Annotated in this window: 25 protein-coding genes; 12 read left to right on the forward strand and 13 right to left on the reverse strand. The window is 69.8% G+C overall.

Annotated features, from left to right (window positions below; all coding sequences use genetic code 11):
- Positions 1-21: 21 nt before the first annotated feature.
- The 3 genes from hrcA to ACWEKR_RS19840 all read right to left on the reverse strand — a co-directional run bounded on the left by hrcA (position 22) and on the right by ACWEKR_RS19840 (position 2,865).
- Positions 22-1,053 (reverse strand): heat-inducible transcriptional repressor HrcA, encoded by a 1,032-nt coding sequence (hrcA, locus tag ACWEKR_RS19830; protein WP_195087003.1) that lies wholly within the window; start codon positions 1,051-1,053, stop codon positions 22-24.
- Between the two features lie 172 nt (positions 1,054-1,225).
- Positions 1,226-2,029, reverse strand: coding sequence for an alpha/beta fold hydrolase (locus tag ACWEKR_RS19835; RefSeq protein WP_452355719.1), 804 nt, complete (start codon positions 2,027-2,029; stop codon positions 1,226-1,228).
- A gap of 14 nt (positions 2,030-2,043) precedes the next feature.
- Entirely contained in the window at positions 2,044-2,865 is an 822-nt protein-coding gene (locus ACWEKR_RS19840; RefSeq protein ID WP_452355720.1) for an alpha/beta fold hydrolase, read from the reverse strand.
- Positions 2,866-3,158: 293 nt separating this feature from the next.
- On the opposite strand from ACWEKR_RS19840, the gene ACWEKR_RS19845 reads away from it, so the two are divergent.
- A complete protein-coding gene (locus ACWEKR_RS19845) occupies positions 3,159-4,124 on the forward strand; it encodes a helix-turn-helix domain-containing protein (protein WP_452355721.1) in 966 nt (321 codons plus the stop codon).
- A 3-nt stretch (positions 4,125-4,127) separates the two neighbouring features.
- Here ACWEKR_RS19845 and ACWEKR_RS19850 read toward each other — a convergent pair whose 3' ends face one another.
- The 3 genes from ACWEKR_RS19850 to ACWEKR_RS19860 all read right to left on the reverse strand — a co-directional run bounded on the left by ACWEKR_RS19850 (position 4,128) and on the right by ACWEKR_RS19860 (position 6,349).
- Positions 4,128-4,343 (reverse strand): hypothetical protein, encoded by a 216-nt coding sequence (locus ACWEKR_RS19850; protein WP_159845104.1) that lies wholly within the window; start codon positions 4,341-4,343, stop codon positions 4,128-4,130.
- Between the two features lie 210 nt (positions 4,344-4,553).
- On the reverse strand, positions 4,554-5,762 hold the full coding sequence (hemW, locus tag ACWEKR_RS19855) for a radical SAM family heme chaperone HemW (RefSeq protein WP_452355722.1): 1,209 nt from the start codon (positions 5,760-5,762) through the stop codon (positions 4,554-4,556).
- A gap of 179 nt (positions 5,763-5,941) precedes the next feature.
- Positions 5,942-6,349 (reverse strand): SgcJ/EcaC family oxidoreductase, encoded by a 408-nt coding sequence (locus tag ACWEKR_RS19860; RefSeq protein ID WP_195087014.1) that lies wholly within the window; start codon positions 6,347-6,349, stop codon positions 5,942-5,944.
- A 212-nt stretch (positions 6,350-6,561) separates the two neighbouring features.
- On the opposite strand from ACWEKR_RS19860, the gene ACWEKR_RS19865 reads away from it, so the two are divergent.
- The 7 genes from ACWEKR_RS19865 to ACWEKR_RS19895 all read left to right on the forward strand — a co-directional run bounded on the left by ACWEKR_RS19865 (position 6,562) and on the right by ACWEKR_RS19895 (position 13,236).
- Positions 6,562-6,654, forward strand: a complete 93-nt coding sequence (locus ACWEKR_RS19865) for an Ms4527A family Cys-rich leader peptide (RefSeq protein ID WP_452355723.1) — start codon at positions 6,562-6,564, stop codon at positions 6,652-6,654.
- 125 nt (positions 6,655-6,779) lie between these two features.
- Entirely contained in the window at positions 6,780-8,594 is a 1,815-nt protein-coding gene (locus tag ACWEKR_RS19870; protein ID WP_452355724.1) for a nitrite/sulfite reductase, read from the forward strand.
- Positions 8,595-8,614: 20 nt separating this feature from the next.
- Positions 8,615-9,331 carry a phosphoadenylyl-sulfate reductase gene (locus ACWEKR_RS19875; protein ID WP_452355725.1) on the forward strand — a complete coding sequence of 239 codons (717 nt, stop codon included), beginning with the start codon at positions 8,615-8,617 and terminating at the stop codon, positions 9,329-9,331.
- 74 nt (positions 9,332-9,405) lie between these two features.
- The gene (gene cysD, locus ACWEKR_RS19880; RefSeq protein ID WP_452355726.1) at positions 9,406-10,338 is read left to right on the forward strand and encodes a sulfate adenylyltransferase subunit CysD; all 933 of its coding nucleotides are present in this window, start codon (positions 9,406-9,408) and stop codon (positions 10,336-10,338) included.
- 1 nt (position 10,339) lies between these two features.
- A complete protein-coding gene (locus ACWEKR_RS19885; protein ID WP_452355727.1) occupies positions 10,340-11,635 on the forward strand; it encodes a sulfate adenylyltransferase subunit 1 in 1,296 nt (431 codons plus the stop codon).
- A 1-nt stretch (position 11,636) separates the two neighbouring features.
- On the forward strand, positions 11,637-12,476 hold the full coding sequence (locus ACWEKR_RS19890) for a sirohydrochlorin chelatase (RefSeq protein ID WP_452355728.1): 840 nt from the start codon (positions 11,637-11,639) through the stop codon (positions 12,474-12,476).
- A gap of 73 nt (positions 12,477-12,549) precedes the next feature.
- Positions 12,550-13,236 (forward strand): hypothetical protein, encoded by a 687-nt coding sequence (locus tag ACWEKR_RS19895; RefSeq protein ID WP_195087023.1) that lies wholly within the window; start codon positions 12,550-12,552, stop codon positions 13,234-13,236.
- A gap of 3 nt (positions 13,237-13,239) precedes the next feature.
- On the opposite strand, the gene ACWEKR_RS19900 is transcribed toward ACWEKR_RS19895, so the two are convergent.
- Entirely contained in the window at positions 13,240-13,872 is a 633-nt protein-coding gene (locus ACWEKR_RS19900) for a TetR/AcrR family transcriptional regulator (RefSeq protein WP_195087025.1), read from the reverse strand.
- Positions 13,873-13,973: 101 nt separating this feature from the next.
- Here ACWEKR_RS19900 and ACWEKR_RS19905 point away from each other — a divergent pair, with 101 nt between their 5' ends.
- On the forward strand, positions 13,974-15,395 hold the full coding sequence (locus tag ACWEKR_RS19905) for an MFS transporter (protein ID WP_452355729.1): 1,422 nt from the start codon (positions 13,974-13,976) through the stop codon (positions 15,393-15,395).
- Positions 15,395-16,078 carry an SGNH/GDSL hydrolase family protein gene (locus ACWEKR_RS19910; protein WP_452355730.1) on the forward strand — a complete coding sequence of 228 codons (684 nt, stop codon included), beginning with the start codon at positions 15,395-15,397 and terminating at the stop codon, positions 16,076-16,078. The genes ACWEKR_RS19905 and ACWEKR_RS19910 overlap by 1 nt, the downstream gene beginning before the upstream one ends.
- Before the next feature lie 317 nt (positions 16,079-16,395).
- Here ACWEKR_RS19910 and ACWEKR_RS19915 read toward each other — a convergent pair whose 3' ends face one another.
- Complete coding sequence (locus ACWEKR_RS19915; RefSeq protein WP_452355731.1) at positions 16,396-17,364, reverse strand: helix-turn-helix transcriptional regulator; 969 nt, start codon at positions 17,362-17,364, stop codon at positions 16,396-16,398.
- A 95-nt stretch (positions 17,365-17,459) separates the two neighbouring features.
- Between ACWEKR_RS19915 and ACWEKR_RS19920 the strand changes: the two genes are divergently transcribed.
- A complete protein-coding gene (locus ACWEKR_RS19920) occupies positions 17,460-17,870 on the forward strand; it encodes a VOC family protein (protein ID WP_452355732.1) in 411 nt (136 codons plus the stop codon).
- A 40-nt stretch (positions 17,871-17,910) separates the two neighbouring features.
- Here the strand turns inward: ACWEKR_RS19920 and ACWEKR_RS19925 are convergent, their stop codons facing one another.
- A complete protein-coding gene (locus ACWEKR_RS19925) occupies positions 17,911-18,705 on the reverse strand; it encodes an HAD hydrolase family protein (protein ID WP_452355733.1) in 795 nt (264 codons plus the stop codon).
- Positions 18,706-18,802: 97 nt separating this feature from the next.
- The gene (locus tag ACWEKR_RS19930; protein WP_452355734.1) at positions 18,803-20,986 is read right to left on the reverse strand and encodes an Hsp70 family protein; all 2,184 of its coding nucleotides are present in this window, start codon (positions 20,984-20,986) and stop codon (positions 18,803-18,805) included.
- A gap of 528 nt (positions 20,987-21,514) precedes the next feature.
- Between ACWEKR_RS19930 and ACWEKR_RS19935 the strand changes: the two genes are divergently transcribed.
- Complete coding sequence (locus ACWEKR_RS19935) at positions 21,515-22,276, forward strand: SDR family NAD(P)-dependent oxidoreductase (protein WP_452355735.1); 762 nt, start codon at positions 21,515-21,517, stop codon at positions 22,274-22,276.
- A gap of 61 nt (positions 22,277-22,337) precedes the next feature.
- Here ACWEKR_RS19935 and ACWEKR_RS19940 read toward each other — a convergent pair whose 3' ends face one another.
- From ACWEKR_RS19940 to ACWEKR_RS19950, 3 genes are all read right to left on the reverse strand, one after another.
- Positions 22,338-23,924, reverse strand: coding sequence for an FAD-dependent oxidoreductase (locus ACWEKR_RS19940; RefSeq protein WP_452355736.1), 1,587 nt, complete (start codon positions 23,922-23,924; stop codon positions 22,338-22,340).
- 5 nt (positions 23,925-23,929) lie between these two features.
- Positions 23,930-24,937 (reverse strand): AurF N-oxygenase family protein, encoded by a 1,008-nt coding sequence (locus tag ACWEKR_RS19945; protein ID WP_452355737.1) that lies wholly within the window; start codon positions 24,935-24,937, stop codon positions 23,930-23,932.
- A gap of 163 nt (positions 24,938-25,100) precedes the next feature.
- Positions 25,101-26,207 (reverse strand): Hsp70 family protein, encoded by a 1,107-nt coding sequence (locus ACWEKR_RS19950; RefSeq protein WP_452355738.1) that lies wholly within the window; start codon positions 26,205-26,207, stop codon positions 25,101-25,103.
- Positions 26,208-26,233: the final 26 nt, after the last annotated feature.

Here is a 26,233-nt window from a genome sequence, read left to right on the forward strand (position 1 = left end):
GCGTCGCCGGTCGACGTCAGGTCAGCGTTCGGCGAGGACCTCGCCGATATATCGGGCGACGGCCGCGACCGACGCGATGGTGCCCGGATAGTCCATCCGGGTCGGGCCGAGCACCCCCATACCGCCGAGCACCGCGCCGGCCGCGCCGTAGCCGGTGGACACCACCGACGTGCCGCGCATCTGCTCGACCTGCGTCTCTTCGCCGATCCGCACGGTGACCGTCCCCGGCTGCTGCGCCGCGGCGAGCAGCTTGAGCACGACCACCTGCTCCTCCAGCGCTTCCAGCACCGCGCGCAGCGACCCGGGGAAACCGAAGTCGGCGGCGTTGCGGGTGAGGTTGGCGGTGCCGCCGAGCACCAACCGCTCCTCGGGGTGTTCGACGAGGGTCTCCACCAGCACCGTGGACACCCGCACCAGCACGTCGCGCAGCCGCACCGGCGCGCGCTCGGGTAGCTCGGCGACCGCCGCCGAGGCCGCGGCCAGTCGTTTGCCGTCCATCGCACCGCCGAGCATGCCGCGCAGCGCGGCCAGATCCTCGTCATCGATCACCGCGCCGAGTTCCACCAGACGCTGGTCGACCCGGCCGGTGTCGGTGATCACCACCAGCAGCAGGCGCGCTGGATTCAGCGCGACCACCTCGATGTGCCGCACGGTGGACGCCGACACGGTCGGGTACTGCACCACGGCGACCTGCCTGGTCAGCTGGGCCAGCAGGCGCACGCCCCGGCGCAGCACGTCGTCGAGATCGACGCCGGATTCCAGGAATTCCAGAATCGCCCTGCGCTCCGCCGACGACAGGGGCTTCACCTCGGAGATGCGGTCCACGAACTGCCGGTAGCCCTTGTCGGTGGGGATGCGGCCGGAACTCGTGTGCGGCTGCGTGATGTAGCCCTCGGCCTCGAGCACCGCCATGTCGTTGCGCACCGTCGCGCTGGAAACTCCCAGGTTGTGCCGCTCGACCAGCGTCTTGGACCCGATCGGTTCCTTGGTCGCGACATAGTCCGCGACGATTGCGCGCAGGACCTCGAAGCGCCGATCCTCGGTGCTCGACATCGGCCGCACCTCCTCGCTGTCGTACCCGGTCGCGCCGTATCCGGCGCCGACGTCCCGTGGCCACCACTGAGCGCAGGCGAATCACGGTTCGTCTGTCGACCACAGTCTAATTGTCGGTACCCGAATCCCTCGCCCGCTACGCGTGCCCCGCGACACGGGAGCAACGCCGCGCTCAGCGCGGGACGGCGGCTTCGATCACGGCGGCCACGGCGTCGGGCCGGGAGACCAGCGAGGCGTGCGAGGCGTCGATCTCGCTGGCGCGGGCCCCCATGCGCTGGGCCATGAAGCGCTGCGCGGACGGAGGTATGACGCGATCGGCGGCCGAGACGAGGTACCAGCTCGGCGTGCCGGACCAGGACGGCGATCCGGAGGGTTCGAGGTTCGCTTTCACGGCGATGGAGTGCTGGTGGGCGATCATGTCGGCCGCGGTCGCCGGGCCGACGTCCTGGGCGAAGACGGCGTTGAAACTCTCCGGCGCGACATAGCCGTCCAGGTTCTTCCCCGCGACGCCCGTGACGTCGTCCACGATCTTCACCTGCAGCGCGGGCGGGAACAGCTGACTGCCGGGGAAGCGGATCGGGTCGAGCGCCTGCTGGGCCACCTCGCCTTGCACCGGCGCGAAGGCCGCGATGTACACGAGGGATTCCACCTTCGGATCGCGCACGTTGCTGATCACGAAGCCGCCGTAGGAGTGCCCGGCCAGCACGACCGGGCCGCTGATCGTGTCCAGGGTCCGCTGCACCGCGGCCGCGTCGTAGGCGGGCCCGCGCAACGGATTCTCCGGGGTCACCACCCGATAGCCGCGCTCGCGCAGCGCGGCGGCGACGCCGTCCCAGCTGGTCGTGTCGGCGAAGGCGCCGTGCACGAGCACGATGGTGGGCAGCGGCTGCGCCTGCGCGGGTCCGGCCGACATCGCGGCGGCGAGGGCGACGGCGAGCGCGGCCACGGCGCGGCGCAAGCAGCGTTTGTTCGTCATGGGGTCTCGGCTCCTCAGTTCTGCACGAAGTCCAGCAGATCGGTGTCGAACGCCTTCTCGTAAGCACCACACAAGCCGTGCGGCGCGCCGGGATACACCTTCAACCGCGCTCGTGGCAGCAGTTCCGCCGTCTTGGCGCCCGCCGCGGCCAGCGGCACGATCTGGTCGTCGTCGCCGTGGGCCACCAGCACCGGGATGTCGATGCTCGGCAGCTCGGCGGTGAAATCGGTCTCGGAGAACGCCTTGACGCAGTCCAGCGCGGCCTTCAGGCCCACCTGCATGCCCATCAGCCAGAAGTGGTCGCGCAGCCCTTGCGAGACCTCGGCGCCCGGGCGGTTGGCGCCGTAGAACGGGACCGACAGGTCCTTCCAGAACTGCGATCGGTCGGCGGCCACGCCGGCGCGGATGTCGTCGAACGCCTGGATCGGCGTTCCCTCGGGATTGGCGTCGGTCCGCAGCATCAACGGCGGGACCGCGCCGAGCAGCACCGCCTTGGCGACCCGCGACGTACCGTGCCGGGACAGATATCTGGTCACCTCGCCGCCGCCGGTGGAGTGCCCGACCAGAATCGCGTCCTCGATGTCCAGCTCGTTCAGCACCGCGGCGAGGTCGTCGGCGTAGTGGTCCATGTCGTGCCCGTCCCACACGTCGCCGGAGCGACCGTGCCCGCGCCGGTCGTGCGCGATGGCGCGGCACCCGTTGCTCGCGACCAGGTTCATCTGGTTGTCCCAGGCGTCGCCGTTCAGCGGCCAGCCGTGGCTGAACACCACGGGGCGTCCCGAACCCCAGTCCTTGTAGTAGATCTCGACGCCATCGGTGGTGGTGATCGTCGGCATGGCGGTTCCCTTCGATCCGGAGTGACGGTCGGACTGCGCGTCGCCGGGCGCCGCCGGAGGGTGCTCGCCGAGGCCGAGGCCGTGCCCGAACACCACCGGACCTACGGGTGGTCACGCCACCGCGCCCCTCCACCGCACCCGGAATCGATCATGGTCGTCGTTCGACAGCGTAGGACGGGCGGCCGCCGGAAAAACGACTCTGCGTGCACGATCTTGGGCTCAGAATGCACGGCCCGATCGGCCGGGCACGTGCGAAGATTGCCGAATCTGTCTCATTTGCGACGGAGGCTGTGATGACGGTCGTGTTCGATTCGGACACCATCGCGCCGCACGAGCGGGCGGCCGCGGTGGCCGCGGCGGTAGAGCAGGCATCGGTCCCGTCCCACGTCGTGCTGGACGGGCCGGACGAGCGTATCCACGCCATGGTCGACGTGTGGCGGTTCGGCGAGGCGAGCGTCGTCCGCGCCCGCACCTCGGGCATCCAGCTGATCCGGACGCCGAAGCAAGTGCGCACCTCACCCGCGCCGGTGCTGGCGATCGCGGTGCAGCAGGCCGGCGACGGACGCTACGAGCAAGGCGGCGTCGAGCGGGTGGTGCGACCGGGCGAACTGCACGTCATGGATCTGAACGCGCCCTACGACTTCTGCAGGCGCGGCGACGGGGCATCGACCTGCCTGTACGTGCCGCTCGATCAACTCGGCCTGCCCGCCGAGCTGATCAGCCAGGCCGCCGCCAGAGTGCAGCACAGCCCGCACTACCGGCTGGTGGCCAACCACATCGTCCAACTGACCGCCGAGGCCGACGCGCTCAGCGCCGACCCGGCCGCCGCGTTGTCCGGCTGCGCCAGCATCGAGTTGATCCGGGGACTGCTGTTGTCGGCGGGCCGCGACGACGGCAGCGGCCCCGTCGCGCCCTCCGACCTCCTGCTGTCCCGGCTGCGCGCCTATGTCCGGCGCAACCTGGCCGATCCCGAGCTGGGGCCGGAGCAGATCGCCAAAGCGCACAACATGTCCGTCCGGCAGCTCTACAAGATCTGCGCGAACGCGGAATACAGCCTCGAACAGTGGATCATCGGCCAGCGGCTGGAGCGGGTCCGCGGCGATCTGGCCCGGCCGGACCAGAAGCACCGGACGATCGCGATGATCGCGCGCCGCTGGGGTTTTCGCGATCCGTCGCATTTCGCCCGGCGTTTCCGCGCCGCTTACGGGCTCTCGCCACGGGAATGGCGCAGGACCGTTCTGGCCGCGAACGAGCCGTAGCGGTCAGCCGCGACCGCCGGCTCTCGCCTGTTTGCCCGCGAGGGCGTCGAGACCGAGCATCGCCAGCAGCGACTCACAGTCTGCGGCGTTCTCCGCGTAGCTGGCGACGGTGCGGGCGGCGACGGCGCACTGGCGCGCGTTCTCCGCTTTCTCCGCTGCTCGCGCCTCGGCGAATTCGCCCGGTTCATGGATAAGGGTGATGTGTCGTGCCGACGCCATGAGTCTCCTTGGGGGTTGGTCGCAGACTACGCGGACGGGCGACGTCGCGTTACCGGAACGAGACACGTAGTCCCGACCGGTCACCGATTCGTGACAGGAGGTCGGCGTCACCGGCCTCGCACACCGGACCACCGGAGCCGGCGCCAGGTACTCGATCCGCGGACCCGCCGCGTCGTCTCGGTAGCCGAGCGTGCGCGGCGAACACGCTGATCAGTCGAGCAGTTCGCGGACAACGCCGTCGGCGAGGAGACGACCCCGGTCGGTGAGCACGAGCCGGTCGTCCGCGGTGCGCAGCGCGAGACCGTCGCCGACCACCCGGTCGACGGCGGCGCGGGCCGAGGAAGCCAGATCGCCCAGCGGCAGGCCGGTGCGCAGCCGGACGGCGAGCATCACCCGCTCCGTGTACCGCTCCTCCGCGCTGAGCGCCTCCCAGCCCGCGGCGGGCAACCCGCCCGCGCCGACCCGATCGGCGTACCGCGCGGGATGCTTCACGTTCCACCACCGCACGCCGCCGACATGACTGTGCGCGCCGGGCCCGGCGCCGAGCCAGTCGCCGCCGTCCCAGTAGCCGAGGTTGTGCCGGCAGGCCGCCGCGTCGCCCTCGGCCCAGTTCGACACCTCGTACCAGCCGAGACCCGCCGATCGCAGGCGCGCGTCGATCCGTTCGTAGCGGGCGGCGAGCACGTCGTCGTCCGGCGCGGGCAGTTCACCGCGGCGCACCCGGCGGGCCAGCGCGGTGCCGTCCTCCACGATCAGCGAGTACGCCGAGACGTGATCGACGCCGGCCGCGAGCACCGCGTCCAGGCTGGCGTCCAGGTCGGCGTCGCGCTCACCCGGCGTTCCGTAGATCAGATCCAGGTTGACGTGCTCGAATCCCGCGGCGCGTGCTTCCCGCGCGGCGGCCACCGCGCGGCCCGGGGTGTGCGTGCGGTCGAGCACCTTCAGGACGTGCGGGGCGGCGGATTGCATGCCCAGCGACACTCTGGTGTATCCCGCCGCCCGGATGCGCTCGAAGAACTCCGGGGAGGTGGATTCCGGATTGGACTCCGTAGTGACCTCGGCCCCGGCGGCGAGGGTGAACTCGGCGCGCACGGCGTCCAGCACCGCCGCGAGGCCGTCACCGCCCAGGAGGGAGGGCGTGCCGCCGCCGACGAAAACGGTGGACACTTCCGGCGTCGGGGTGGGCAACGCCGCGAACTCCCGCGCCGCGGTGGCGAGCTCGCCCCGCAACGCCGCCAGCCACGACTGCGGTGACGCCGATGTGCCGAGTTCCCCCGCGGTGTAGGTGTTGAAGTCGCAGTAGCCGCACCGCGTGGCGCAGAACGGCACGTGGACGTAGATGCCGAACGGGCCGTCGCCGAAGTCGTGCAGCACCGGCGCGGCGGTGCCGACGCTCGCGGACAAGGCGGAAGAACTCACCTGTCCAGTGTGAACGCCGCCGCGACCGCGCCGACGCCCGGGGCGAACGGCTCCCGGTTCTCCTCTCGGACCGATTCGCGGTCGCCGCCGCACCCGGCGAGCGGAGACGCGACGGCCGCACGGTCGAGTGTCCGGCGCCACCGCGACGGGCGCCCTACCCCACCGGCTGCCCGATCAGCTCAATCACCCACGACCGGGGTGTTCTGGTTCGCGGTGAGCACCCAACGCCCGTCCTCCTTGGACATCACGTACAGCGGGCTGCCTTCGCTGTCCAACACGCCCTCCGGGGTGAAATAACGCTGCCGTACCTTGACCGCGGCCACGTCCGGGCGGATGAACAACACGTGCTCGACCTCGTAGGTGGCCGTGCCGTGCGCGGTGGCCCCCGGCAGCACCTGGGCGGTGAACTCGGCGATGGCGGCGCGGCCGAAGAGACGTTTGCCGTGGCCGGTGGTCCAGATCGCGTCCTCCCGGAAGAGCGCGGCGAATTCGTCGACGAGTTCGTTGCGCTGGGCGTGCTGGACGCTCTCGACCACCGCCCGGATGGCCTCGAGTTCGGCGGCGGGATCGACTGCTGTGGTACTCATGCCGCCGAGCGTGCTACCTCCACCTCACTCGAGGTCAAGTGGTGTGCGCGGTGTCACGTTGGATGCGGCGGTGATATCACGCGCCCGGTTTCCGCCCGAACTATGACTGCCGTCACAAACGGGGTCGAGCGTGCAGGGCATTTCCCGTCAAAGTGCGGGAAATACTGGACGTGGGGTCGGAAGGCCAGCGCTGACGTGGCACAATGGGCTGCATGCGCGCTTTGGAGATCCGACTTGTGGCACGTCGCCACGTCGATTTCAAGCGCGTCTGTAGCGCCTGCTGTCTGCCCGGTTCCCCTCGGTAGCTCAGCGCGCCCGATCCCCGGGTCCCCGGCGATCCCCGACTTCATCGGCCCGCTGACACCGCAGGCGTGAGTCAGCCCCTCACGCCCTCAGCAGGATGTACCACCCACCCCGCAGGAGCGACCCCATGACGTCGAGCACCGACGCCGGTCCGAACGATCAGCCCACGCCCGAATCCCAGTCCGGGCACCGCGCGCGTCCCGACCGCCCGGCCTCCGAACGCCGCGTCCGCCCGGACCGCCCGCGTCCCGAGGCGACCTCCACCGGCCCGCGCGCCCGCACCGGCAAGCCTGTGCGCCGCAAGGCCGAAGGCCAGTGGGCGCTGGGCTACCGCGAGCCGCTGAACCCGAACGAGCAGTCCAAGAAGGACGACAACCCGCTCAACGTCCGCGCCCGCATCGAGAACATCTACGCCAAGACGGGCTTCGACGGGATCGACAAAGGCGACCTGCGCGGCCGATTCCGCTGGTGGGGTCTGTACACCCAGCGCGAGCAGGGCTACGACGGCACCTGGACCGGTGACGAGAACATCGACCTGCTCGAGGCCAAGTACTTCATGATGCGCGTGCGCTGCGACGGCGGCGCGCTGAATCTCGCGCAACTGCGCACCCTCGGTCAGATCTCCACCGAGTTCGCCCGCGACACCGCGGATCTGTCCGACCGGGAGAACGTGCAGTACCACTGGATCGAGGTGGAGAACGTCCCGGAGATCTGGAAGCGGATCGAGGCGGTCGGACTGAAGACCACCGAGGCCTGCGGCGACTGCCCGCGTGTGGTGCTCGGGTCCCCGCTGGCGGGCGAGTCGCTGGACGAGGTCATCGACCCCACGCCCGCGATCGAGGAGATCGTGCGCCGCTACATCGGCAAGAAGGAGTACTCCAACCTGCCGCGCAAGTTCAAGACCGCGATCTCCGGCCAGCAGGACGTGGTGCACGAGATCAACGACGTGGCGTTCGTCGGCGTCGTGCACCCCGAACACGGCCCCGGTCTGGACCTGTGGGTCGGCGGCGGCCTGTCCACCAACCCGATGCTCGCCCAGCGGGTGGGCGTGTGGGTGCCGCTGGAGGAGGTGCCGGACGTATGGGAGGCCGTCGTCTCGATCTTCCGCGACTACGGTTACCGCCGCCTGCGCACCAAGGCGCGCCTGAAGTTCCTGATCAAGGACTGGGGCATCGAGAAGTTCCGCCAGGTGCTGGAAGACGAGTACCTGAAGCGCAAGCTGATCGACGGCCCCGCACCCGAGCAGCCGACCAAACCGATCGACCACGTCGGCGTGCAGCGGCTGCGCAACGGGCTCAACGCCGTCGGCTTCTCCCCCATCGCGGGCCGGGTCTCGGGCACCATCCTGACCGAGGTCGCCGACGCGGTGGAACGGATCGGCTCCGACCGCGTCCGGTTCACCCCCTATCAGAAACTGATCGTGCTCGACGTGCCCGACGACAAGGTCGACGCGCTGATCGACGAGCTGGAACCGCTCGGCCTGCAGGCGCGACCCTCGCTGTGGCGGCGCAATCTGATGGCCTGCACCGGTATCGAGTTCTGCAAGCTCTCCTTCGCCGAGACCCGCAAGCGGTCCCAGGCGCTGGTGCCGGAGCTGGAGGAACGGCTGGCGGATCTGAACGCGCAGCTGGACGTCCCGATCACGATCAACATCAACGGTTGCCCGAACTCCTGCGCCCGCTCGCAGATCGCCGACATCGGGTTCAAGGGCCAGTTGGTCGACGACGGCAGCGGGAATCACGTGGAGGGCTTCCAGGTTCACCTCGGTGGCAGCCTCGGCTTCGACAGCGCCTTCGGGCGCAAGCTGCGCCAGCACAAGGTGACCACGCAGGAATTGGGCGACTACATCGACCGGGTGGTGCGCAATTTCGTCAAGCAGCGTACGGACGGCGAACGGTTCGCCCAGTGGGCGGTCCGCGCCGACGAGGCCGACCTGAGATAAGTGTCGACGGGAGATCAACTGTGACAACCGAACTCGCGGAGAAGCTGTCCGAGGACGAGCTCCGCGCCATCGCCGCGCGCGGTGCCGCCGAACTCGACGGCGCCTCGGCGACCGAACTCCTGCAGTGGACCGAGGACACGTTCGGCAGGAACTACATCGTGGCTTCCAACATGCAGGACGGGGTGCTCGTGCACCTGGCCGCAGGCATTCGCGCCGGCGTGGACGTGCTGTTCCTGGACACCGGCTACCACTTCGCCGAGACCATCGGCACCCGGGACGCGGTGGAGGCCGTGTACGGGGTGAATGTGATCGACGTCCAGCCGGAGCATACGGTCGCCGAGCAGGACCGGCTGCTGGGCAAGGATCTGTTCGCCCGCGAGCCGAACGAGTGCTGCCGGTTGCGCAAGGTGGTCCCGCTGCAGAAGTCGCTCGCGGGGTACAACGCCTGGGTTACCGGCATTCGCCGGGTGGAGGCGCCGACCCGGGCGAACGCGCCGCTGGTCTCGTTCGACGAGGCGTTCGGACTGGTGAAGATCAACCCGATCGCGCCGTGGTCCGACGAGGAGATGCAGGACTACATCGAAAAGCACGGCATCCTCGTCAATCCCCTGGTGGAGGAGGGGTATCCGTCCATCGGCTGCGCTCCGTGCACGCGGAAGCCGGAGCCGGGAGCCGATCCGCGAAGCGGCCGTTGGGCCGGCCTCGCCAAGACCGAATGCGGGTTGCACACAGCATGACCGAGTCAGGGCCCGGAGGAGGCAGCCTGCGTAACCACGCAGGGCCCCCTCGGGCATGCGAAGAAGGACACAGCATGACCGAAACCATTCGAAGCGAACGATCGCTCGGCATCACCGATTTCGACACCCTCGCCGCGCTGGAGTCCGAGGCGATCCACATCTTCCGCGAGGTGGCGGGCGAGTTCGAGCGGCCGGTGATCCTGTTCTCCGGCGGCAAGGACTCCACGGTGCTGCTCCATCTGGCGCTCAAGGCGTTCTGGCCCGCGCCGCTGCCGTTCGCCCTGCTGCACGTGGACACCGGGCACAACCTGCCCGAGGTACTGGAGTTCCGGGACAAGGTGGTCGAGCGCTACGGCCTGCGCCTGCACGTGGCGAAGGTGGAGGACTACCTGGCCGACGGCAGGCTCACCGAGCGCCCCGACGGCATCCGCAACCCCTTGCAGACCGTCCCGCTGCTGGACGCGATCAGCGAGCACCGGTTCGACGCCGTGTTCGGCGGCGGCCGCCGTGACGAGGAGCGCTCGCGCGCCAAGGAGCGGATCTTCTCGCTGCGCAACGCCTTCGGCCAGTGGGACCCGAAGCGGCAGCGTCCCGAGTTGTGGAATCTCTACAACGGGCGGCACGCGCCGGGCGAGCACGTGCGCGTGTTCCCGCTGAGCAATTGGACCGAGCTGGACATCTGGCGCTACATCGCCCGCGAGGACATCGACCTGGCGAGCATCTACTACGCGCACGAGCGTCCGGTGTACCTGCGCGACGGCATGTGGATGACGCCCGGCGTGTGGGGTGGCCCGCGCGACGGCGAGGTGCTCCAGACCCGATCGGTGCGCTACCGCACCGTGGGCGATGGTTCCTCCACCGGCGCCATCCTTTCCGACGCCGCCGACAACGAGGCGATCCTCGCCGAGGTGGCCGCGTCCCGACTGACCGAACGCGGTGCGACCCGCGGTGACGACCGCGTCTCCGAAGCCGCGATGGAAGACCGCAAACGAGAGGGTTATTTCTGACATGTCCGACCTATTGAGGCTGGCCACCGCCGGTTCTGTCGACGACGGCAAGTCCACTCTGGTCGGACGCCTGCTCTACGACACGAAATCCGTTCTGGCCGACCAGATCGACGCCGTCACCCGCGCGTCGGTGGACAGGGGTCTCGCCACACCGGATCTCTCGCTGCTCGTGGACGGGCTGCGCGCGGAACGTGAACAGGGCATCACCATCGATGTCGCCTACCGCTACTTCGCCACCCCGCGCCGCTCTTTCGTGCTCGCGGACACCCCCGGGCACGTGCAGTACACCCGCAACACCGTGTCCGGCGCGTCCACCGCGCAACTGGTGATTCTGCTCGTCGACGCGCGCAAGGGCGTGATCGAGCAGACCCGCAGGCACGCGGCAGTGCTCGCGCTGCTCGGTGTGCCGAAGCTGGTGCTCGCCGTGAACAAGATCGATCTGGTGGACGACGCCGCCGCCGTCTTCGCCGCCATCTCCGCGGAGTTCAACCAGCTCACCAGCACGCTGGGCTGGTCGAGCGAGGACGTGCTGGAGATCCCGGTCTCGGCGCTGCACGGCGACAACATCGCCACCCGGTCGGACAACACCCCGTACTACGACGGTCCCTCGCTGATCGAGCACCTGGAATCGGTGCCGGTCGATGCCGACAGCACCGGCAATCACGCGCTGGGGCTGCGGTTCCCGGTGCAGTACGTGATCCGGCCGCGCACCGCCGAGTACCCGGACTATCGCGGCTACGCCGGGCAGATCGCGGCGGGCGCGGTCGCCCCGGGCGACGAGGTCGTGGTGCTGCCCTCGGGTATCCGCACGACCGTGGAGCGGATCGACACCCCCGACGGTGAACTCGCGGTGGCCCAGGCCGGACGCAGTGTCACGCTGATCCTCGCCGACGACGTGGACATCTCCCGGGGCGACATCATCGCTTCGACCGCCGACGCGCCCGAGCCGGTCGACGCCTTCGACGCCACCGTCTGCTGGCTGGGCGACAAGCCGCTGCGCCCCGGAGCGCGACTGCTGCTCAAGCACGGCACGCGGACCACCCAGGCGATCGTCGGCGCGCTGCTGGAGCGCTTCGACGAGCAGCGCCTGGCGGCCGACCCGGGCCCGGAGTCCTTGGAGCTCAACGATATCGGGCGCATCTCGGTGCGGGTCGCCGAGCCGATCGCGGCCGACGACTACCGGGTGAACCGGCACACCGGCAGCTTCCTGCTGATCGATCCGGCCGGTGGCAATACGCTGGCGGCCGGTCTGGTCGGTGACGTGCTGACCGCCGTCGAGGTCGGCACCGGAGCCTGACATGGCTGTGCGGCGAGCTCTTTTCGGCACCGCACCGGTCTCGCGCGCGGGCGCCCCGGCGTCCCGGCTCGGAGATCCGGTCGTGCTCGACCGGAGCGCGGCGCGGCCGCCCGCGCTGATCGCGGTAGCGCACGGCAGTCGGGACCCGCGCTCGGCGGCGACCGTGGCGCAGGTGGTCGGCGCCGTGGCGGACGCGCGTCCGGACCTCGACGTCCGGACGGCGTTCCTCGATCTCACCGCCCCGTCGGTGGAACAGGTGGTGGACGCCGTGGCCGCCGACGGGCACACCCATGCGGTGGTGACGCCGCTGCTGCTCGGCAGCGCCTTCCACGCCAAGGTGGACCTGCCCGGTCTGCTCGCCGCGGCCGGTGCCCGCCATCTCGGGTTGCGCCTGACCCAAGCCGAGGTGCTCGGCGTGGACGCCGGACTGATCGGTGCGCTGCGCGACCGGGTGCTCGCCGCCGGCGGCGGGCATGACTGTTCGGATCGACGTTTGGGCGTCGCCGTCGCGGCGGTCGGCTCGTCGTCGTCGGCGGCCAACGCGCGCACCGCCGAGGTGGCCGCGCGCCTGGCCGCCCGCACCGGTTGGCGCACCGAGATCTGCTTCGCGACCGCCCAACCGTCGGTGACCGAAGCGATAGCACGACTGCGCGCCCGTGGCGCGGACCAGATGCTGGTCGCCCCCTGGTTCCTCGCACCCGGATTGCTGACCGATCGCCTCGCCCACGCGGCGCCAGGAGCGGTCCACGCCGACGTGCTCGGCGCGCATCCGGCTCTCCCCCGCGTCGTCCTGGATCGCTATCACGCGGCAATCGCGCAGACGCGCGCGCTCTCGGCCTGACCGTTCCGGCCCTACCGGGGTCCGGGAACCTCGGAGTCGTCCGCGAACCCACTCTTCGTGCTAGGAACATGGCATGGCCGAGTCCTTCCGCACCACCTCCTGCGTCAGCCACAAACATCCGGAGTTCACCGTCGTGTTCACCGAGCCGCAGTTGCCCGGCATGGAGAACTGGCTGCTGTCGTATCTGGAGTCCACGGTCGCGGCGGGCACGCGGTACCACCCCGGCGAGACGATCCGGATCGGCTGGAATCTGGTCCGGGTGCGCGGCCGTGACGACGGCACCCTGGGCCTGGCCGAACGAACCGATACGCAGACCTGGGCCGAACAGGTCGATCGCACCCTGCGCGACGTCTGGTATCAGCGCGAAGTGGCGGCCGGAGTCGGTCTGACCGATCGGTTGGACTTTCCCGGCGAGGATCAGCAGGCGATCGTCTCGTCGTGCGGACTCGAATCGCCGGTGCTGGTCCTGGCCCGCACCGCGACCGACGACCCGGAGTTCTCCGGCTGGTCGGTCGAGTGCTTCGAAGACCACGCGCACCGCGCGTCGTATTACACCACGCTGCTCGAGCTGGCCACCGCCATGCCGTTCGCGGTGCAGTTCCTCGCGCTCCCGGCCGCGACGACGGTGCTGATCGAGAGCCCCGAGATCACCCCCACCGGCACCATCCGACCGCACATCGTGGACGCCGACGGCGTGGAACTGTGCCCGATTCCAGGCTCCTACCTGGACTACCTGGTCAACGGCGCACCGGCCGACTAGTACTTAGTCGCCGGGTCCGAGCAGGTCCGCCACGACGGCGTGCGCGGTGCGCACGCCCCACTCGTCGCCCATCTGCCGCGCGGTGTGCGCCGCGGCGATCACCGCGTCGAGTTCGAACGCGACCGCATCGGCGGCACGGCCGTCGAGATGCCCCTGCTGCTGGGCGCGGCGGATCTCCTTGACCAGAAACGCGAGCCAATCCCGGCGGTCTTCGGCGATGGCGTCGCGTACCGGTCCGGGTCTGCTGTCGAATTCCGCGAGGGTCGCGACGCGGAAGCACCCGCCGGGAAACGCAGGCTCGGCCACCTGACCGAACCAGCGCTCGACCAGGGCGCGCAGGCGGGGTAGTCCGGCGGGCTCGCTCAGGCTGGGTGTGATGACCTCGTCGACGAAGACCTGCCGCGCGGTCTGCACGGCGGCGAGCTGCAAACTCTCCTTGCTGCCGAAAAGGGTGGCGATACCGCTTTTGCTCAGCCCCAGATCGGCGGCCAAGCGTCCGATACTGAGGCCGGTGAGGCCCTCGACGGATGCCACATCGGCGGCGCGGCGGGCGATCGACGCCCGCGCACGGGCTCCCTTGGCCAACCGCTGGTCGGTTTCGCGCTGCTGGGCGCCCGCGGTGCCGGACTCGGTCATGACGTCATTCTTCCACTTCGGTGTTGCACATACGAACGTATGGTCGTACTTTAAGTGAACGAACGATCGTGCGTTTTGTTTCCCCTTCCGAAGGATTCCCTATGACCGACGCGTCCGTGCGGCTGGACAGCCCACCGACCGCGACCGCGGCTACCCGCACCTTGCTGATCGCTTGCGGCGCGGCCTTCATCGCTTTCCTCGACCTCTCCGTGGTCAATATCGCCTTCCCCTCGATCGCCCGGGACTACCCCGGCACCGCCACCACCACGCTGACCTGGATCGTCAGCGGATACGCGGTCGCTTTCGCCGCGCTGCTCACACCCGCCGGACGTTTCGCCGACGCGATCGGACGCCGCAAGCTGTTCCTCGGCGCCCTGGCCGGTTTCGCCCTCACCTCCTTGCTGTGCGGACTCGCTCCGACGGCGGGCTGGCTCATCGCGGGCCGCGTGCTGCAAGGCGCGACAGCGGCGCTGATGGTGCCCTCGGCCCTCGGCCTGGTGCTCGCCGCCACCCCGCGGGAGAAGATCGGCGCGGCCATCGGAGCTTGGTCGGCCGCGGGCGGGTTCGCCGCGGTGGTCGGTCCCGCGCTCGGCGGCGCACTGGTCGAAGGGTTCGACTGGCGGGCGGTCTTCGTGATCAACGTGCCGGTGGCACTCCTGCTCATCGCGGCAGCCGTGCGCATTCCGGCCGTGGACGCCCGTCCTTCCGGCGGCGCGATGCCGGATCCGCTGGGCACCCTCGCGGTGGCGCTGGGTCTCGGCGGACTGGTCGCGGGCGTCACCGAGGGGCAGCGCTGGGGCTGGACCTCGGCGGGGACGCTCGCCGCGCTGATCGGCGGCGGACTGCTGGTGGTGACCGCGCTCGTTCGCTCCGCGCGCCATCGCGAGCCCGCGATCGCCGTAGACCTCTGGCGCAGCAAGTCCTACGCGCTGGCCAACGCGACGTCGTTCGTCTTCGGCGCGGCCATGTTCGCCTGGCTGCTTTCGGGACCGCTGTTCCTCGACGCGATCTGGGGCTACTCGGTGCTCGGCTCGGCGGGCGCGATGACCATCGGGGCGGTCACGTCGATGGTGACGGCGACTGTCGCCGGCCGGGTCGCCTCGCCCACGGTCAGGCGATGGCTGGGTGTGCTCGGTGCGGCGATGTTCGTCGCGTGCACCGTGTGGATGAGCACGGACGCCTTCGGACCCACCCCGAACCTGTGGTCGGCGTGGATTCCGGCCGGCGTGCTCGGCGGCGGCGGCATCGGTTTCGTCGTCACGGTGCTTGGCACCGCGGCCGCCGGTTCCCTTCCGCCACAGCAGTTCGCCGCCGGAACCGGCATGAACCTGACCGCGCGGCAGGTGGGCGGCGCGCTCGGCGTCGCCGTGCTGGCCGCCGTGTTCGCGGCGCGACCCGACGATCCGATCGGGGCGTTCCACACCGTCTTCGGGGTGTGCGCGGGCATCGCCGCCGCGGCCGCATGCTTGGCGGCGCTACCGTCCCGCACTCCCTCCTTCGTCACCGACAACCAGGAAAAATGATGAGCGACAACGAGATTCGTACCGAAGCGAACGACCCTCTGCTGCTGCCGCCCGCAGAACAGCGACGCCTGCTCGCCGACGCGCCATGGCGGCGCTACGCGGTGCTCGGCGACTCCATCGCGCAGGGCGTCGGCGACCCCAGCCCGGGATACGAACCGGTGGGCTGGGCCGATCGCGTCGCGACCGTGCTAACCGCGGCCCGCCCGGATCTGGCCTATCTGAACACCGGCCGGATCGGCGCCACCTCCGCCCAGGTCCTCGCCGAGCAGTTGCCCGCCGTACTCGAATTCCAGCCCGACTTGGTCCATCTCAGCTGCGGCGGCAACGACCTGTTCCTGCCCGGCGGCGATCTCGCCGAGCTGCGGACGAACCTGGACACCCTGTTCGCGACGCTGACCCGCACCGGCGCACAGGTCGTCACGTTCACCCTGGCCGATGTCTGGGAAGTCGAGCGCATGGCGCCCATGCGTCCGATGCGCGAGCGCATGGCCGCGCTCAACGATATGGTCCGCGAGCTGGCCGCCCGTTACGACGCGCTCCTGCTCGAACTGTGGGACCACCCGCTGCGCCTGCGGCCGGACCTGATGAGCGCCGACCTCATCCACTTCAGCATGAGCGGTCACGCCGTGCTGGCCTCGGACATGGTGCGCATGCTGGCCGGTCACGTCCTCGCGCCGCGCTGACGGCGGTGAATGTGGTGGAGGCATCTGGCGCCGAGGATTCGCGCGGCCTCATCGGTTCGTGCGCACCCCCGTGAGAACCGGCCGAGGGGCACGCCTGGCTCGAAACATCGACGCTCCGCAAGCGGATGGGAAGCAGCGTCGAGGTCTGGGACGAATTTTCGCGACCGCATCGGTCCATCGACCGGTCGAGGGCGCACCTGGCTCGAGACATCCACGCTCCGCTGTGACCGTGCGTCCGCAGGATCGGCAGTTCGCGACCGTCGACGCCCGTCACCGCTGCCCCCCGGGACGCCGCCCTGCCCTGCACCGGTCGCCCGTCACGGTGGCGCGTCGAGCCGATCATCCGCTCCGTAGCGGTCGAGCAGTTCGGCGCCCAGGCGGGCCAGCTCGGCGCGGACCTCGGCAGGACCCAGGACCTCGATGGAGGCGCCCCAACCCGCCAGCTGCTGGGCGAGCATCCAGGCGGTGGGCGCGGTGACGCGGACGCGGACGCGGCCGTCGCCGGCCGGGCCGTCCACGACGCAGTTCCTGCCCTGCTGGTCACGCAGAATCGGCAGCAGGCGTTCGGAGATCAACAGGGTGGCGGCGGTGCTCGCGCGCCGCCGCTCCATCTCCTCGACCACCTGCGCCCAGGCGGCGGCGAGGTCGAAGTCGTCCGGGCGGTGCGCCGGTTCGTCGGTGAGCAGTGCCTCGGCGATCCGATCGACGCGAAACGTCCGCTGCCCGTGCTCGGTCCCGGCGACCAAGTACCAGACGGCGTCCTTGTCCACCAGTCCCCACGGGTCGACCAGACGCTCGGACCGCTCGCCGGTGCGGTTCGCATAGCGCAGCCGCACCTTGTTGCGCTGCACGACAGCGCGTTGCAGCAGGGACATCGCCGGCGGCAGCGCACGGTCGGTGGCGCCCCAGCGCGCCGGGTCGATCACCACGGCGTCGGCCGCCGCTTCCGCATCCCCTCGGAAGGTCTGGGGCAGCGCCCGGACCAGCTTGCGCAGCGCGGACCTGGCCTCCGGCACCGCGCCCGCGGACGGACCGGCCAGGAGGAACAACGCCCGCGCCTCCCCGGCCGTCAGCCCGCTCAGATCCGTGCGCGCCCCTCCCACCAGCGACCAGCCGCCGCCGCGCCCGGGCTGCGGATACACCGGCACCCCCGCCGCCGACAGCGCCTCGAGATCGCGGCGCGCGGTGGCGACCGAGGTCTCCAGTTCCGTGGCGACCTGCGCGGCCGTCACCCGTCCCCGGCTCTGCATCATCAGCAGGATCGCCACCAATCGGTCCGCTCGCATGCCTCGATTCTGCCGACAAAAGTGCTCATTCGTTGCGCACTTTTCCTCGGATGATGGAGGCAACAACGGAAAAGAACGACTCGAAGGAGAACCCCATGTTGCGCGGAATGGCGACGAGCACCTTCTACGCCGACGACCTCGAGGCCGCCAAGGACTGGTACAGCCGGTTCTTCGGCATCGAGCCCTACTACCACGTCCCTGGCGGCTACTACGAGTTCCGCATCGGCGACTACCAGCACGAATTCGGCATCGTGAACCGCGCCTACGCGCCTGCCGGAGCCCGCAACGCCCCCGGCGGCGCGATCGTCAACTGGCACGTCGACGACCTGCAAGCAACCTTCGACCGGCTGCTCGAACTCGGCGCGACCGTGTACGACCCCATCACGCCGCGCGGCAACGGCGAGGGCTTCGTCACCGCCGCCGTGGTCGACCCGTTCGGCAACGTCCTCGGCCTCATGTTCAACCAGCACTACCTGGACATCGTCGCGAAAACCAGTACCGCGTAGGCCGAGCAGAAGGCGGCGGGAACGCGGCTGCGTCGCCTGGTCAGGGGCGGAACCAGCGCTCGAGGACGGTGGCGGCGCCGTCGTCGAGAACGTGACCCGTCACTTCGTCGGCGAGGTCGCGGATGTCTGTGGGCGCGTTGGCCATCGCGACCGAATGCGCTGCCCAGCGCAGCATGTCGCGATCGTTGTATCCGTCGCCGATGGCCAGCGTCGCCTCGTCCGGCACACCGAGGGCGAGGCGGAGCTGTTCGAGCGCCCACCCCTTCGACACGCCCTGCCGGGAAACGGTGAGCCACGGCCCGAACTCGCCGTGCACCCAGCTCGCGCCGGGCACTTGCAAGGAGCGCAGCGCCAGCAGCATCTCCTCCAGCGAACCGTCCGGCAACCAGCCGTTCAGGCGCGGGGTCGGCTCGCTGCTGAGCGCGTGGTGGTCGACGAGCAGATACTCGCCCAAGGAGAACTCGCCGGGCCCGGCCCCGGTGGCCCAGGTACCGATGCCGACCTTCTCCACGGCGAAGATCATCGCCGGGAACAGGGCACGCAGCGCGGTGATCGCCGGCGCGGGGTCGAACGATTGGATCGCGACCGGTTCGCCTCTGGCGACGTCGATGTGCACGGCGCCGTTCGAGCACAAGGCATGACCCTCGCGCAGACCGAGTTCGGTGAGCACCGGACGTGTGGTCAGCAGCGTGCGGCCCGTGGTCACCACGACATGCGCCCCCGCCGCCACGGCCGCGCGCACAGCCTCGACCACCCGCGTACTGATCGGTGTTCCCGTGTCCAGCAGCGTCCCGTCCACGTCCAGCGCGATCAGCTGGGGACCCCCGGATGCCATCAATCCATTGTGCCTCGGCGCCACAGCGGCGACCGGCGAATCCGCCGCGGCGAGACCTCCACGCACGCCGAAGGATTCACCATCCGAGCCGTCGCCGCTACCGACCGCGGCCTCCGCCGCCGCCCGCGCCTGCGCCGCCCGCGGACGAACCGCCGACCGAGCCGGACCGGCCCCGCGACCCCCCGGACGACGAAGCGCCGGAGGAATTCCCGCCCGAATGATTACCCGCCGACGACGCGCCTCCCGGACGCCCGGCTGATGCGGAGCCACCGGTCGAGGATGACCCACCGGCCGACGAATTGCCGGCTGCCCCTGCGGAGGACGACGACCCGTGCGTCGAGGAGTTGCCGGTCGACCCACCTGAAGACGCTCCGCTCGTGGACGAATTGCCCTCCGAACCACCGGAAGCCGAACCACCCGAGGACGATTCACCAGCGGACCCACCCGACGAGGAACCGTGCGACGAGGAATTGCCATTCGACCCGCCCGAGGACGAACCATGTGACGAAGAATTCCCGGCGGACCCGCCCGGCGACGAACCGTGCGACGAAGAGTTCCCGGTCGACCCATCCGCCGACGAGCCACCCGGTGAGTCGTCGGACGTTTCGTTCGGGGCGGAGTCATTCGTCGAACCACTCGACGCTCCCCCACTCCCGGAGCTACCGTCTGATGGTCCCACGGCATCACCGGAGGACGACGAACTCGCCCCAGAGGATGCTCCCTGCTCCCCTGATCCGGCACCCGACGAATCGGGCGTTCCGGTCGAGGAATTGCCCGCAGCGCCCCCCGGCGTGTTGCCACCGGAAGCTGGACCGGGCTCCGCGGGAGTCGAACCATTCTGCGGTGCGGGGGTGTCCGGCCCCGGCGCGGGCCGACCGGGCCGGTCCGGCGCCTGCCCCGGCAACGGTAGACCAGGAGTCGAAGGCTGCCCGGGAACGGGCGGCTGCGCGACGTCTCCGGGCACGGGACGGACGACCGGCGCGAACGGCAGCGGATTCACGAAGTAGGCGGGATCGCCGTATCCCCGGTAGCGCATGTGGCCTGCCGCGCAGCAGTTTCGCGGGTCGCGATGCGAGCCGGGCCGCGACTCCGTCATCGAAGGACCATAACCGGCGCTCCGCGGCGCCGGTGTGATGAACCGGGTGTAAGCGGAAGTCCGCTGCGCGAGTGCCGCCCGGCTCGCATGCCAGGTGCCGGGCGCGGTCACCCAGGACCAGGCGTCGGCGAGCTGCTCGTCGCCTACGTCGACCAACAGGCTGTCGGTCGGCGCGCCGAGTTCCGGCAGACGCTCGAGCAGCGGCGACAGCTCGGGAACCGTCGGCCCGCCGAAGACCGTGACCGCCGACATCGCGACGGCGGAGACCACCGCCGCACTGGAGAACACCGCCACCCGCGGCGCGGCGGCTCGGCCGTCCGAGGCGCCGAGCGCCATGGTGCGCGCCGCCATGAGGGCGGCGCCGGCGGCGATCGTCTGACCGGGGTCTGCCGAGATCACCACGGGGCGGCCGAGTTCGGCGAGGGTCCGCGCCACCTCCGCGGGGCGTGACGCGCCGCCCACCAGCAGGATGCGGCTGATAGCGGACAGGGTGACCCCCGCCTCCCGCACACAGTCGCGGACCAGTTGCAGCGAGTCCTGCACATGCGCGGTGCGCAACCCGTCGATGTCGACGATGGACGTCATCGACAGTCCCGCGGACGACACGCCAGGGGCGTACCGCGCGATCATCGACCCCAGCGGCCTGCCGCCGAAGTCGTAGGAGCGCATCGGCTTACCGATCATCGGATGGTTGTCCCAGTCCGGACCGACACGCACGATACTCACGTCGAGGCTGGTGCCCCCCAGGTCGTAGATCAGGACGAAGCCGGTTTCCAGCGGGCCCTGCTCGTGCTCCAGCCATTCCGCGGCCGCAACCGGTTCGGGCACCAGGAGCACGTCACCCGCCCCGGATAGGTCCAGCGCTTGCCGCAGCAGCGCCACCTGCTTGTCGGAATATATTGCGGGGTAGGTGGTCACGACGCCCGCTTCGGACGCACCCGGCTGCGCCGCCCGCAGTTCGCCGACCACCGCGGCGACGAGATTGGCCGGGGACCAGATGCGGCCGCCGACAACCACCGCTTCGGGATCCCGGCCGAGGTCGGCGAAATCAGTGACCGCCATGTCGAATTGCGGAATGCCGCCCAAGCGCAGTCCGCCCGCGCTGTCGAAGGTTACCGCGGTGCGCCGAGATCGCACCGCCGGCCGTGGTCGATCCGCGCTGACCGAAGCCGTCACGGAGTTCACTGCACCGATGCTGAAACCCAGACCTGTAGTCATTCGCTATCCCGTCAACGCACCGTGACCACGTCCATCACATGGCGTTCCCCTGTGGCCGCGGTCGTCTTCCAAACAGCCACCACAGGTTAGCTGTTTCGCGTCTACGCGGATGCGCAATTGATACGGATTGTTCGCCTCAAAGCCATTGTCGTCCGAAATGCCAGGTAGATGTGAGTTGAACAGACCGTCCAGCCTTCTAGACACCGCGAATCAGTCTGCGATTTGGTCGATTCCGCTATTACACAGCGATCTCGAAATCACTGAGCCAACCGAACTCGACGCCGGTTTACAACCGGAAAGCACACCGCACGACAGGCACCGAGCGGTCGGTAACCGCATCTTTGCCCTTTGCACAGCGCGGCCCGCTTCCCGCCGTACTGATGACGCATCAACTAGATGTCTGATATTCGCCAGCATCGCCGTGCGCCGCCGACTTGACTCGACAGCGGGTCCCGCCACGGAGGGGGATCGCCAGAGCGGAGAGGAAATTCAACGATGGCAACACGGTTCGCGGAGCAGGTCGTCCTGATCACCGGCGCGACCTCGGGTGTCGGCAAGGCGGTGGCGCTGCGCGTCGCGAGCGAAGGCGCCGCGGTGGTGCTCGGCGCGCGGAGCAAGGACGCGGGCGACCAGATGGCCGCCGACATTCGCGCGGCAGGCGGGCGTGCGCTCTTCGTGCCGACCGATGTCACAGTGGAGCAGGACGTGGCCCGGTTGACCGACGCCGCGCTGGCCGAATACGGCCGCTTGGACGCGGCGTTCAACAATGCGGGCGCGGTGTGCGCCTTCGGTCCGGTCGCGGAGATCGACGAGGCGGGATGGCGCGCCGATCTGGAACTGAACCTCACCAGCGTGTTCTACGGCTTGCGGCATCAGGTGCCCGCGCTGGCGGCCTCCGGCGGCGGCGCGATCCTGAACAACGCGTCGAATCTCGGTGTGGTCGGCATGGGTTCGGTGGCACCGTATGTGGCCGCGAAGCATGGGGTGGTCGGCTTGACCCGTGCCGTGGCGCTCGAGGCCGCCGAGCAGGGGGTACGGGTGAACGCACTGGTATCGGGTGCGGTCGACACCCCGGCGTTCCGGAACTCGATGGGCGCGACGCCCGAAGGAGAGGCCGCCATCGCGGCGCTGCACCCGATGGGCCGCATCGCGACGCCAGAGGAAATCGCCTCGTTCTGCGCGTATCTGCTCAGCGGTGAAGCCAGTTTCGTGACCGGCGCCGCCCTCGCCATCGATGGCGGTTTCACCGCACGCTGACCTCGCATGTGGAACCGCCTCGAGATACCGGCGCGGCCGGGGTATCTCGAGGCGGGGTTCGTCAGGCGCGAGCCAGCAAGCGGCGGACTCGGCCGGGGCGGGCTCCCACCGCTCCCCCGGCCCGGACCGCGGGCTGGCGCATCCGCACCAGCCGATCGAATTCCGCGGCGGACCCGGCGGGTTCGGGCAGACGCCCCGCGTTGAAGTCCGCGGCCAGCTGCCGCACCGTCTCCTGCGCACAGGACTTGTTGGTGCCGATGAAGCCGGTGGGCCCACGCTTGATCCAGCCGGTCACATACGTCCCGGCGACCACGGTGCCGCCCGGATGTTCCAGCACTCGGCCCTGCTCGTTCGGGATCACCGCGGCCTGCTCGTCGAACGGCAGGCCCGGCACCGCGACGCCGCGGTAACCGACCGAGGTGAGCACCAAGCCGGCGTCCAGCCGATCGGTCGCCCCGGTCGCGACGGCGCGGACGCGGCCGTCCGGATCGGTGACCAGCTCGGTGCGGCCGACCTCGAGGCCGGTCACCCGATCGGTGCCGAGGATCTCGGTGGGGGCGGACAGATAGCGGAACACGATGCGCTTGCGCTCGCCCACCGGCCGGGTCCGCGCGCTGTGCAGCAGCCGCAGCTTCTGTTCCACATGGAAAGGCAGTTCCGCGCCGAGTCCGGGCAGCTCGCCCTCGACCACGACGTCCACATCGCAGCCGAGCAGGCCGACGAATTCCGGCACGGTGAACGCTGATTCGAGCGGGCCGCGCCGGCCGAGCACGACCACTTCCTCGATCTTGCTCTCGCGCAGCGCCCGCAACGCGGACGGCGCGATGTCGGTACCGGCCAGCGTCGCGGGGTCACTGGTCAGCACGCGCGCGACGTCGAGGGCGACATTGCCGTTGCCGACGATCACGGCACGCCGGGCGGACAGGTCGAATACCCGGTCGGCGTAATCGGGGTGACCGTTGTACCAGGCCACGAAATCGGTGGCCGACACGGTGCCCGCCAGGCCCTCACCCGGGACGGCGAGTTTGCGATCCGACGACGCGCCGACCGCGTAGATCACGGCGTGGAAATGGTCGAGCAGTTCGGCGTGCGAAACATGCGCACCGACATCGACGTTCAAGTACGAACCGAACCCCGGCTGCGCGGAGATGACGTCGAACAGCTCGCCGACCTTGCGGGTCTTGTCGTGGTCCGGGGCGACGCCGTGTCTGGCCAGCCCGTAGGGCACCGGCAGCCGGTCCAACACCGTCACCGACACCTCGGGCTGGGTCAGCAACTCGTCGGCGGCGTACATCGCCGACGGACCGGATCCCACGATCGCCACCCGCAGCGGCGAGCGCTCGGTGTCAATCCGCGCCGCGGGCACCGGTCGCGCCAGCAGGGGGCGCGGCCGCGCCTGCCGGTAGAAATCGGCGTTGATCTCGATGAACGGCTTCTGCTCAGCGGTCAGCTTCTTCGCTGACACGATGGCGTCGACCGGGCACGCGGTGGCGCAGGCGCCGCAGTCCACGCACGCCTGCGGGTCGACGTACAGCATCTCCGCCGTCCGGAAGTCCGGTTCGTCGGGCGTGGGATGGATGCAGTTGACCGGGCAGGCGTACACGCAGGACGCGTCGCTGCAACAGGATTGGGTGACGACGTACGGCATGCGACTCAGGCGACCTTGCTCGCGGCGCGCAGCGGTTCGGACCGGAAGCGGGTGCTCGGACCGTCGATCCCCAGCGCCTTCCAGACGGCCTTGGCGACCGGATTCATCAGCCCGATGTCCTTGGCCAGGGCGCGCACGTCGCAGAAGTAGTCGCTGAAGACCCGCTTGGCCTCCTTCGAGCCGTAGAACAGCTCCTTGCGGACCTTCTCGGGGATGTCGAACTCGGCGAAGAACGATCGCGGCGGCGTGACGATCGCGCGGCCGAGGATCCACATGACGATCGGCATGGCCAGCGAGAGGATGAACTTCTGCGCGGGCTTGGCCTCCGGCACATGGTTCTTCAGGAACTCGTGCGCGAAGGAGATGTGCCGCGCCTCTTCCGCGACGTGGATGGCCATCACGCCGCGCATGATCGGGTGCACCTCTTCGCCCGAGCGCAGGATCTGCTTCTGGATGTGGTCGATCGGCTCCTCACCGGCCAGCACGGCCATGAAGAACAGGTTCGGGAACCAGGCGGCCACCGGAGCGCCCAGGTACTTGAACTTGCTGACCAGCGGCCCCATGCCGGGCACGTCCAGCCCGATCCGGTTGACCATCTCCTGGAACATCAGGGTGTGGTTGTGCTCCTCGATCATCTCGTGGGAGCAGTACCGGAACTCCGGCGAGCCGTTGGGCAGGCCGAAGTTGTGGATGACCATGCCACTGATCAGGATCGACTCGAATTGCAGGCCGACCTTGGCGATGTTCGCCTGCCGGTATTTGCCGACCGCGATCTTCTGTTCCTTGCTCAACGCCTGATACCAGGGATGGCGGGCCACCGTGTCGGCGGACACGGGCAGGATCCAGCGCTCCTCGCCGGCGTCGGCAGCGAAGTCGGGGTTGTCCCAATCGATGTCCTCGAAGGGATCGAAATGCTTGTTGACCGATCCCTCGGAGAGCAGCAGCAGCTTGGCGGCGTACTCCTGCGCCTTCTCCAGATCAGGATCGACGGCTGGTGTCACGGCTGCGGACATCGTCGTCACTGCCTCTCGTCGATGGAACCGTTTAACTGTATCCCATAGTTACACCAACGGAGGGTAACGTCAACCCAGCAGTTGCCAGGGCCGTCCGGCGATGCGCGCCCTCATCACGCGCACCGCCGGACGGCCCTTGTTCGTCGCAGCCCTGACCGGACGCCTAACTCACCAGCGCCCCGTCACCGGCCGCCAGGATCGAAGTTCCGAGACCGAACACCGCCGACATGCTCGTCACCGCGACCGCCCGGCCCAGTCTGCGCCGGGTCCGGCGCGACAGCATCAAGGCGCGTGTGGCGGCCCGACGACGCACCCGGCGGCGCCTGGCTCGACGCTGCTCGGCCACCGCCTCCGCCACGACCGCCGCCCTCCGGCCGATGATCGCGGCGCCGTCGGCGGTGGTCCGCTCGGGATCCGCGGCAGCGATCACCGGCCTGGCCAGTTCCGCGGCGAGCACCTCGGCCACCTCCGCCGGTCGCGCCGCCCCGCCGACCACCAGGACCCGGTCGACGTCGGCCATGGTGACATCCGCGACCCGCAGGCAGCGGTAGACGAGTTGCAGGGACTCCCGGACATGCCGGACCCGCAGTTCTCCGGCGACCGTGTCGGCGACGGACTCGGAGACCGACGACGAGGACAGACCCTGCCCGGCATGCTCGGCGATCAACGCGCCGAACGCGCGGCCGCCGAATTCCGTCGAACGCAGGGAGACGCCGACGATCGGGTTGCTCGGACACCCCGCGCCCACCCGGACCAAAGTGACGTCGAGCCCCGCGCCGCCGAGATCGTAGACCAGGGTGAGCCCCGGCATCAGCGGACCACGGTCGGCTTCCAGCCAGGCCGCCGCCGCGACGGGTTCGGCGACCAGCGCGGCCTGCGTGAGGTGGACACCGTCGAGCGCCGCGCGCAACGCGTCCACCTGCTCGTCGGCGTAGCGGGCCGGATAGGTCACCGCGATGCCGAGCCCGGAGTCGGTCCCCGCCTGATCCTGCAGCACCTCGTCGATCAGGCACTTGGCCACCGTGGCGACGAGGTCGGCGGGCGCGAGCGCGCGATTGCCCACCCGCGCCCATGTGCTGGAACGCTGGGTGAGATCGGCGAATTCGGTGACCGCGCGACCGTGCCGCGGAATCATGCCGACCCGGGCGACGCCGGTGCTGTCGAAGGTCAGCGTGGTGCGGCGCGTGATGGTCTGCGCCCGCTGCGTTTTGCGTCGCCCCGGCGGAGCCTTGGCCGAACCTTCCTCCGTCAGAACGGAAACCGTGTTCACCGTACCGATGCTCAACCCGAGACCAA

The organism is Nocardia sp. NPDC004573 (assembly GCF_053602135.1).

Excerpts from the sequence above, each read along its gene's own strand:
- hrcA (WP_195087003.1), bottom strand. The coding sequence starts at position 1,053 with ATGTCGAGCACCGAGGATCGGCGCTTCGAGGTCCTGCGCGCAATCGTC.
- ACWEKR_RS19835 (WP_452355719.1), bottom strand. The coding sequence starts at position 2,029 with ATGACGAACAAACGCTGCTTGCGCCGCGCCGTGGCCGCGCTCGCCGTC.
- ACWEKR_RS19840 (WP_452355720.1), bottom strand. The coding sequence starts at position 2,865 with ATGCCGACGATCACCACCACCGATGGCGTCGAGATCTACTACAAGGAC.
- ACWEKR_RS19845 (WP_452355721.1), top strand. The coding sequence starts at position 3,159 with ATGACGGTCGTGTTCGATTCGGACACCATCGCGCCGCACGAGCGGGCG.
- ACWEKR_RS19850 (WP_159845104.1), bottom strand. The coding sequence starts at position 4,343 with ATGGCGTCGGCACGACACATCACCCTTATCCATGAACCGGGCGAATTC.
- ACWEKR_RS19860 (WP_195087014.1), bottom strand. The coding sequence starts at position 6,349 with ATGAGTACCACAGCAGTCGATCCCGCCGCCGAACTCGAGGCCATCCGG.
- ACWEKR_RS19865 (WP_452355723.1), top strand. The coding sequence starts at position 6,562 with ATGCGCGCTTTGGAGATCCGACTTGTGGCACGTCGCCACGTCGATTTC.
- ACWEKR_RS19870 (WP_452355724.1), top strand. The coding sequence starts at position 6,780 with ATGACGTCGAGCACCGACGCCGGTCCGAACGATCAGCCCACGCCCGAA.
- cysD (WP_452355726.1), top strand. The coding sequence starts at position 9,406 with ATGACCGAAACCATTCGAAGCGAACGATCGCTCGGCATCACCGATTTC.
- ACWEKR_RS19885 (WP_452355727.1), top strand. The coding sequence starts at position 10,340 with ATGTCCGACCTATTGAGGCTGGCCACCGCCGGTTCTGTCGACGACGGC.
- ACWEKR_RS19890 (WP_452355728.1), top strand. The coding sequence starts at position 11,637 with ATGGCTGTGCGGCGAGCTCTTTTCGGCACCGCACCGGTCTCGCGCGCG.
- ACWEKR_RS19895 (WP_195087023.1), top strand. The coding sequence starts at position 12,550 with ATGGCCGAGTCCTTCCGCACCACCTCCTGCGTCAGCCACAAACATCCG.
- ACWEKR_RS19900 (WP_195087025.1), bottom strand. The coding sequence starts at position 13,872 with ATGACCGAGTCCGGCACCGCGGGCGCCCAGCAGCGCGAAACCGACCAG.
- ACWEKR_RS19905 (WP_452355729.1), top strand. The coding sequence starts at position 13,974 with ATGACCGACGCGTCCGTGCGGCTGGACAGCCCACCGACCGCGACCGCG.
- ACWEKR_RS19910 (WP_452355730.1), top strand. The coding sequence starts at position 15,395 with ATGAGCGACAACGAGATTCGTACCGAAGCGAACGACCCTCTGCTGCTG.
- ACWEKR_RS19915 (WP_452355731.1), bottom strand. The coding sequence starts at position 17,364 with ATGCGAGCGGACCGATTGGTGGCGATCCTGCTGATGATGCAGAGCCGG.
- ACWEKR_RS19920 (WP_452355732.1), top strand. The coding sequence starts at position 17,460 with ATGTTGCGCGGAATGGCGACGAGCACCTTCTACGCCGACGACCTCGAG.
- ACWEKR_RS19925 (WP_452355733.1), bottom strand. The coding sequence starts at position 18,705 with ATGGCATCCGGGGGTCCCCAGCTGATCGCGCTGGACGTGGACGGGACG.
- ACWEKR_RS19935 (WP_452355735.1), top strand. The coding sequence starts at position 21,515 with ATGGCAACACGGTTCGCGGAGCAGGTCGTCCTGATCACCGGCGCGACC.
- ACWEKR_RS19940 (WP_452355736.1), bottom strand. The coding sequence starts at position 23,924 with ATGCCGTACGTCGTCACCCAATCCTGTTGCAGCGACGCGTCCTGCGTG.
- ACWEKR_RS19945 (WP_452355737.1), bottom strand. The coding sequence starts at position 24,937 with ATGTCCGCAGCCGTGACACCAGCCGTCGATCCTGATCTGGAGAAGGCG.